Origin of the sequence: Candidatus Aegiribacteria sp. (assembly GCA_021108435.1) — a bacterium.
Lineage (GTDB): Bacteria > Fermentibacterota > Fermentibacteria > Fermentibacterales > JCC-6 > Aegiribacteria.
The window spans coordinates 1-6,971 of the sequence record JAIOQY010000024.1 but is presented as its reverse complement, the minus strand read 5'-3'; the positions used below and the strand labels follow the sequence as shown (position 1 = coordinate 6,971).

At 44.9% G+C, this 6,971-nt stretch carries 9 protein-coding genes; 1 reads left to right on the top strand and 8 read right to left on the bottom strand.

Annotated features, from left to right (window positions below):
- On the top strand, positions 1-141 hold a 141-nt coding region (locus tag K8R76_01400), incomplete at its 5' end, for a nucleotidyltransferase domain-containing protein (protein ID MCD4846827.1).
- On the opposite strand, the gene K8R76_01395 is transcribed toward K8R76_01400, so the two are convergent.
- The 8 genes from K8R76_01395 to K8R76_01360 all read right to left on the bottom strand — a co-directional run bounded on the left by K8R76_01395 (position 116) and on the right by K8R76_01360 (position 6,962).
- Positions 116-2,800, bottom strand: a complete 2,685-nt coding sequence (locus tag K8R76_01395; protein ID MCD4846826.1) for a HEAT repeat domain-containing protein — start codon at positions 2,798-2,800, stop codon at positions 116-118. The genes K8R76_01400 and K8R76_01395 overlap by 26 nt on opposite strands.
- Positions 2,801-2,927: 127 nt before the next feature.
- The gene (locus K8R76_01390) at positions 2,928-3,401 is read right to left on the bottom strand and encodes a prepilin-type N-terminal cleavage/methylation domain-containing protein (protein ID MCD4846825.1); all 474 of its coding nucleotides are present in this window, start codon (positions 3,399-3,401) and stop codon (positions 2,928-2,930) included.
- Entirely contained in the window at positions 3,394-3,882 is a 489-nt protein-coding gene (locus tag K8R76_01385; GenBank protein ID MCD4846824.1) for a hypothetical protein, read from the bottom strand. The genes K8R76_01390 and K8R76_01385 overlap by 8 nt, the downstream gene beginning before the upstream one ends.
- A 99-nt stretch (positions 3,883-3,981) precedes the next feature.
- Positions 3,982-4,902, bottom strand: a complete 921-nt coding sequence (locus K8R76_01380) for an ATP-binding protein (GenBank protein ID MCD4846823.1) — start codon at positions 4,900-4,902, stop codon at positions 3,982-3,984.
- Entirely contained in the window at positions 4,899-5,765 is an 867-nt protein-coding gene (locus tag K8R76_01375) for an ATP-binding protein (protein MCD4846822.1), read from the bottom strand. The genes K8R76_01380 and K8R76_01375 overlap by 4 nt, the downstream gene beginning before the upstream one ends.
- Before the next feature lie 9 nt (positions 5,766-5,774).
- Positions 5,775-5,969: a hypothetical protein gene (locus K8R76_01370; GenBank protein ID MCD4846821.1), complete on the bottom strand. Its 195-nt coding sequence runs from the start codon at positions 5,967-5,969 to the stop codon at positions 5,775-5,777.
- Positions 5,970-5,983: 14 nt separating this feature from the next.
- Entirely contained in the window at positions 5,984-6,460 is a 477-nt protein-coding gene (locus K8R76_01365) for a NifB/NifX family molybdenum-iron cluster-binding protein (protein ID MCD4846820.1), read from the bottom strand.
- A 4-nt stretch (positions 6,461-6,464) separates the two neighbouring features.
- Positions 6,465-6,962 carry a NifB/NifX family molybdenum-iron cluster-binding protein gene (locus tag K8R76_01360; GenBank protein ID MCD4846819.1) on the bottom strand — a complete coding sequence of 166 codons (498 nt, stop codon included), beginning with the start codon at positions 6,960-6,962 and terminating at the stop codon, positions 6,465-6,467.
- Positions 6,963-6,971 lie beyond the last annotated feature (9 nt).

The window sequence follows — 6,971 nt, the reverse complement described above, 5'->3', positions numbered from 1 at the left end:
CTGAGAAAACTGAACCCCTTTCTTAAGGAGCTTTTTGGGATCGAAAGTCTAGGGGTGTTTGGCTCAGTAGCTCGTAATGAAGCAGGAAAGAACAGTGATGTTAATACTTGCTGTCTCAGGATTGAAAATTTCCAAGAATAGTGATTTCATCATCGTCCGGTTTTTCCGGTTTACTCTCCTCGGTCTCGATTACATCGGAAGACAGTTTCAACGTAAGAATCACATCCTTCAGCTTCTGGAGAAGCTGTCGATTGATTCTACTTTTCTTAAAGAAACCGCCTTCAACATTAGAAAGCAGTTTCTCAAGAACAGTCAGTTCTTTGCTACCACCATATCTTTTGAGTATCAGGAAAGCTCCGGAAGCAAGGTTTGAGTCTTCAAACAGTTGACCGGACTCCCCTTCATTCAAGCATTTCAGAAGGAAATCCCTGACCTGCTCATTTTTACCAAGAATGCTGAAAGAATCCATGATCTCCGGTCTGATCTGCTTATTCTTGCGAAAAGCGGAAGTTAGCTTCGGAATGTAGGCAGGATTGAAAGCAGCCTGCTTTGTGAGGATGTTCAGAGCGATTACGGAAACATCAATTGATTCATCCGAAATAAGATGAAGCGCGAGGCTTTCAGCGGTAGTGTTTGAACTTTTTATCAAAGCAAGAAGACATTCACGTCTTATTCTATGATCCGGGATTCTGCATAGATCCGCAAGGACAGTTTCACTCGAAGACGACCCGATATCTCGGAGAACCTGTATCATGTTTCGGGCTGTATACCAGTCAGAATCAGGAAGACTGAACGTTGCTTTGTCTACCTGGGAGTTAAAAGCGGTGACTATATCCTTGAGTTTACCGTGAATAGGAGAAAGACCCCTTTTCCCCATGCTTAGAAGAATTTTAAATGCTTTTGCTCTGAGACGTCTGTTGTCTTCGTTGAAAATATTTACAAGCTGTGAAACAAGATTATCGGGCGGTAAAATAGCAGCCAGTTGAGCGGCTTCCTTTGAAATGTTCATGTCATCTGAAAGCAGTCTGGGAACCAGTGCTTCAGCTGCCGATAGGGTATCAAGTTTCCTCTGGGCTTCAGAAAGAGATCGTTTTCTGGCTGCTTCCAGTTCAGTCCTTGGATACTGCATAGACTGAAGATTGCTAAGGATATTCCCGGCTTGCAGCGCGATAGACATATTTCCGCGGGTAAGAAGAGACTCCATAAGTGAAGCGGTAAGAATTACCGCCCTGTAAAGAACATCTGGATCATGCTCGCGTTTCAGCGCTCTTGAAATACTCTCTATGATCTGGGAGGAGGAATTCTCTTTTCCGCGCTCAACAGCAAGAAGAGCCATGTCCTGGAGTTTTCCAACGGTTCTGTGACGGACGTCCGGATCAGGTGAAGAAAGGCTTCGCAGAAGACTGTCAATTATCTTCCGAATTGCTTTCCATGCCATTCCGCGTTGAACGTAAATATTGGATAACAGTCCTTTTTCAAGCAGAGAAGGGTCAAGTGCGGTAATAAACCTTGCGATCAAGCCTCGCTGCTCTTCCTTATCATCGTTTGCGGCGGCAAGGACGGATTTCAGAGCATCACCGATATTCTTGCCGGGAAGAGTGTCAATACTATCTCCCCTTTCCAGCCTGTCAATAAGTTCGGAGAAGATAGCATCTTCAACTGTTACTTCACTTCGTGCCAGTGTCCTGTCAGAATCACCCTGTTCCGCGATGAGCTCATAATGGAAACGGTTAATTGAAATTGTATCAAGTCCGCGGAGTTCAATCAGCCTGGCCATTCCGCCATGCTCAGCAATATAGACAGGAGGTCTGTTGAATATCTTCGCAAAGGTCTGTATCTGATCTCCAGTTATTCCCGGGCTGAACGAAATACTGCTAATATTTCTATCTGAAAAAGATCGTACGAATCCACCTGTCCCCAGATTTTTTCTCTCCACTCGCAGATCATTTACCATAACTATATCGCCCATAATGGACAGAGTTACCTGTGCATTCTCCAGAAGGAACTTTGAAAGGATACTGGTGAAGGATTCGGTAGAGGGTTCTATTGAAGGATGTCCGGAAGGGAACATCTGCAAAGTCTTCATCAGGAGTTCAAGGCGCTTGATCAGATTTTCAGCGTTTCTTTGAGCAAGGGCCTGAGACATCAGACTTGAACCTTTGTGAGAAATCAGATTGTTCCCGATAGAGTAGTCTTCAACCATCTCCTTACTGAACGAGAACTGCCATTGACCGGGGGCATATTCTATGAAATCCAGTTCAGAAAGGATTTCCTTCATGAATTTACGAATATTTACCGGGAATGAACTCAGGCTGATAGAAAAAGTACTGCTGCTTGGATCTTTACTTTTAAGCACTCTGACGGCGATGTCAGCTCCAGAACAGTCAAGGTCGACATCAGGATCCAGAAGTTCGTCCAGTATGAGAATGTAGATAACCTCTATCAACATGGCGATTTTGGCAAAAACGTTCTTTTTTGTATTTGATGGTATTCTGTCGAACAGATCCCAGGCTGTCTCAAGAGATGTTTTCGAGAACCAATCATAAAGAACAGGCCAGTTCCAGTCAGGGTAAGAACTCGAAAGTTGGGATCTGTCCATTAAGAACAGGAAAGTAAGCCCCGCTTCAATCCTTTTGCAGGAATCATTGATGATCAAGCCGAGAACAGGTCCAATACTGTCCGGCTCATATCCGGAAATAAAAGAGGTAAGAGCCTTAAGTCTTTCTTCAGCGTCTTCTTGAGAAGACACAGCTTTCGCCAGTCTTGCTGCTGCCAGATCAGTATTCTGTTGTTCTTTCAAATAAAACTCCAGTTGTAGTTACACATACTTGGTAATGATATGCAAATTGAATATTCAGCGCCAACAGTAATTATCTGTGATAGATTAAGCAAAGCTCAGCGATAAAGAATAGACCAATACAGAAGTGTCAGTTGTCAGGAATCGCTTCTATTATGAAAGTGTAATTGTTTCCAAGCGTATAATGGAAATCGCCGGCGTATAATCCATCTATCGCATTGACAAGAGCTTTGTCTCTTGTAGTAACGGACAGTCCGAGAATAGTACCTGTCCAGGGATACCATGGGTTCCCGTTGGATACCCATTTCTCCCAGTCATATCTGACATCCAGCTCAGGTCGGAGGTTGTATTTGAAACCGTCAGGCAGATATTCGATAAGCTCGGGAACGGCACCTCCGGGATATCTATCCCTGGGAAACTCCCCCGACACAGCATAATATCTGTAAAGAGCGGTTCTGAACATGTCATAGTCACTGATTATTCTTGCAGCATGTGCATTCAGTTTCATTCCCATGAATTTTGGAACCGCTATAGCCGCAAGTATTCCGACAATGATAATGACTATCATCAACTCAACTAGAGTAAAGCCCCTTTGTTCATTCACCTGCCCCTACCCTTACAACTTCGCTCAGGAAATCCTCACTGACAAGATCACCAGGATTCTCCGTTGATTTGAAAGTCACGGTTGAATCGCCCGCCTGGCAGGATAACATATAAGATCCATCAGGATGAAGAATATAGTCAACATCGTATATATCCATTCCAGGATCAAGAGAATCAGGATAGCAGGCATTTGTGATCCGGTATTCTTCCAGCTTGAGAGATATCATGAACATGGTGAGTTTTGCATCTTCCAGTTGCAAACCAAGCGGTCTTACTGGGTTGTTAAGCTCATGTATTTCGTTGAGTGAATTGATAATAACCAGAATGAGCAGGACAACACCAACACACATCAGAATCAATTTCCACTTTTTTGAATTATCCTTGAAATTCTTCTGTTGAGTTTCTCTTAACGCTTTATTCTTTTGATATTCCCTCTCAGCGGTATCAAATTCGTGATTTATTGATTCCGGAATATCAGACATTATCTCACCATCTCAAGCTGATTCATAATAACAGATTGCTACGTAAAGCATTTACTATTTGAAACATAATAGCAATAAATCTCAGGGCAATCCCTGAAACTACGGCAATTCCGGAAAGGCAGAGGATTGCAGCAGAGCCGAAAGAATTTTCCAGATTTCCCTGATAGCTACTGAAGCGGGAGTTTCAGGATCATATGCAGTTACAGGCATCCCTTTCGACATGGCAATTGTTACCGAATCATCGTACGGAATTCTGCCCAGAAGTATGATGTTCTCCGCCCTGCAGAACGCCTCTATTTCAGTGGTTTTAGCCGAATTTATGTCGCTCCTGTTGATACATACTGCCGGGGTTATTCCGAAATGTCTTACCGTTCCGAGTATTCTTGAAAGATCATGAATGGCGGAAACCCCTGGTTCTGTTGAAATAAAGGCAAGATCAGCGCCTGCGGAGGCCGCTATCACCGGACAGCCGATTCCAGGTGGACCATCAACTATAAGAAGTGTACATCCCGCTTTTTCACAGGCTCCGAAGGCTGCATTTTTTACAATGGTTACAAGCTTTCCGGAGTTCTCTTCTCCTGCTTTCATTTCTGCGTGAAAAAGAGGGCCATATAGAGATCTGGACAGGAACCACTTTCCCGCTATTGCTCTGTGGCTGCTGACCGCGCTCACAGGGCACTGATAAAGACAGGAGTTACATCCCTCACAGCTTATTCTGTCTATTCTGTATTCACTTGTCTCCTGAGAGGGAGAAGGTGGAATTACCGCGTCATATCTGCACACATCAAAGCATCTTCCACAACCGTTACAGTTGTCATTATCAATTTCAGCCTTATAACCACCCTCGAAAGAATGTTCTTCCATCAATTCAGGTTTCAGAAGAATTTCCAGATTGGCAGCATCCACATCTGCGTCGGCGAGAACAAGTTCATTCTCTTCGAAAGCGAGATGTGCAAGGGCTGCGGTCAGAGAAGTCTTACCGGTTCCTCCCTTTCCACTGAGTACGACGATTTGCCTCATGGAGATATCTCTTTTCGAATTCTGCCAAGGATATCCAGGAATACTTTCCCATACTCCGGATAACCATGAATCAGGGGAGTCCCCTCTGAAAGCACTTCTGCTATTTTCCGATCCATTGGGATTCTGGCAAGGATTGGGAGATTTTCTGAATTGCAGTATTCCTCCACCTTCATGTCGCCGATTCCATCCCTGTTGATTATTACTCCTGCCCTGATACCGAGCTGATTCACAACGACATCGACCGCAGCTTTCAGATCATGCAGTCCAAAGGGAGTCGGCTCTGTTACGAGTATAACGTAATCACTTCTGCCTACGGCTTCCACAACAGGACAGGATGTTCCCGGCGGGGCATCTATTATCACAAGACCTTCCCGCTCTTGAGAGAGGTATTCCTTTAATAGAGAGGAAATTGTCGGAACAGGCATCGCCTGACCGATATTCATGACTCCCCTTGCGAAATCTAATGAGAGGGCCGTTCCTCCCTCTATTTTACCGGTAACATGCAGTATTTCACTGATTGCGTTTTCCGGACAGACAAGCATACAGCTGGCACAGCCATGACACATATCCCGGAATACAAGAGTTTTACTGCCGGCAACGGCGATAGCGTTCCAGACGCAGACTTCAGCGCATAGGCCACAGTATGTGCATCTGTCATCATCAACTTCCGGAACCAGTACACCGGTCTCTCTTTGTAGACTGTAGTCGGGATCAAGAAAGAGACCGGCATTGGGTTCTTCCACATCGCAATCGAGAAGAAGAGGACGCAAACCGGTCTTCTCTTCCGAAACGGCGAGAGCAAGACTGACCGCCACCATGGTTTTACCTGTTCCGCCTTTGCCGCTTGCTACTGCTATTACCATTCCTCTTTATTACTCTCTAGTCATTCCTGTGCCGCATTTTGGACAGGTTAGTTTATTACATGGTTGTCCGGGCTGATGTTGAATCTTATGACCACAAGCCGGACAACTGCAGGTTCCTCCAGGTCCAGCTGAGTATGGTCCTCCGCCGCGACCTCTGCCGCCACCGCCATCTCTTCGCTGTCCTCCACCAATACCTCGACCCATTTTCAACCTTCTTTCTAATTATTCTTTTCTGAATGCGGGCTGATTATATCATCAAGTTTATTAAGCAGATATTCCGCTTCCTCTTTGAGCCGGTCAACAGGACCTTTCTCATATTCAGACGTTCCATGACCGTGCTCTCTGCTTTCCCTGCATGGTGAAGCATCAGATAGATAACCAGAGAGAAAATGTGTTACAGCTTTCTTTACAGAGCCTGTACCGCCTGTTGAGCATTTAATGCCATAGTTACTGAAAATACTGATTGCTCGGCCTCCCATTCCTCCAGCGATCATTACGTCAGCACCAAGGCTGCTCACGAAATCAGGTACCTGTCCAGGGGAATGAGCGGAAAAATAAGGATTCTCTACCGCTTCCGCATTCAGTATTTCATCATCTTCAATATTGATAACCGTGAAATACGGGCATCGTCCAAAGTGATGACTTACGGAACTGTCAAGAGCTTTATCATTATCCGATGATACAACTATTCTCATAACGCTATCCTTCACTGATGCGGTCAAGTTGCTCAAGAATATCTGCAACCTGTGTTCTGAGATCGCGAAGTTTTTCTGTAAGCATCAAAAGCTCGTCAGCATTTCCTTTGTTTCCTTCTGAGCTGCCTTCAGGATTTCCAGCAATACCGGAATGGCTATTCGCTGTAGCTAATCCCATTTTATCGAGTTTCTTGTCTATGAATGCTTCTACAGTTTCTTTTACCGTTCCGTTCTCCGCGATGTAGCATGATATCGAACCGGCCTGTAGCACTTCAAACGCATTTGGGCCGATGTTTGCACTCAGAACAGAAGCCGGGCCTTTCTTAAGAACGAACTGAGCTGCCATTATGCCAGCTCCGCTGCTCTGGCTGATAGAAGGATTTTCAAAGGCCTCATATGACATGTCATCTGTATCAACTGATATGAACCACTGAGCTCGTCCAAAAACGGGACTGATCTTTGAGTCAAGATCCTTCCCAAGTGAACTGACTATTACTTTCATCTAATTATT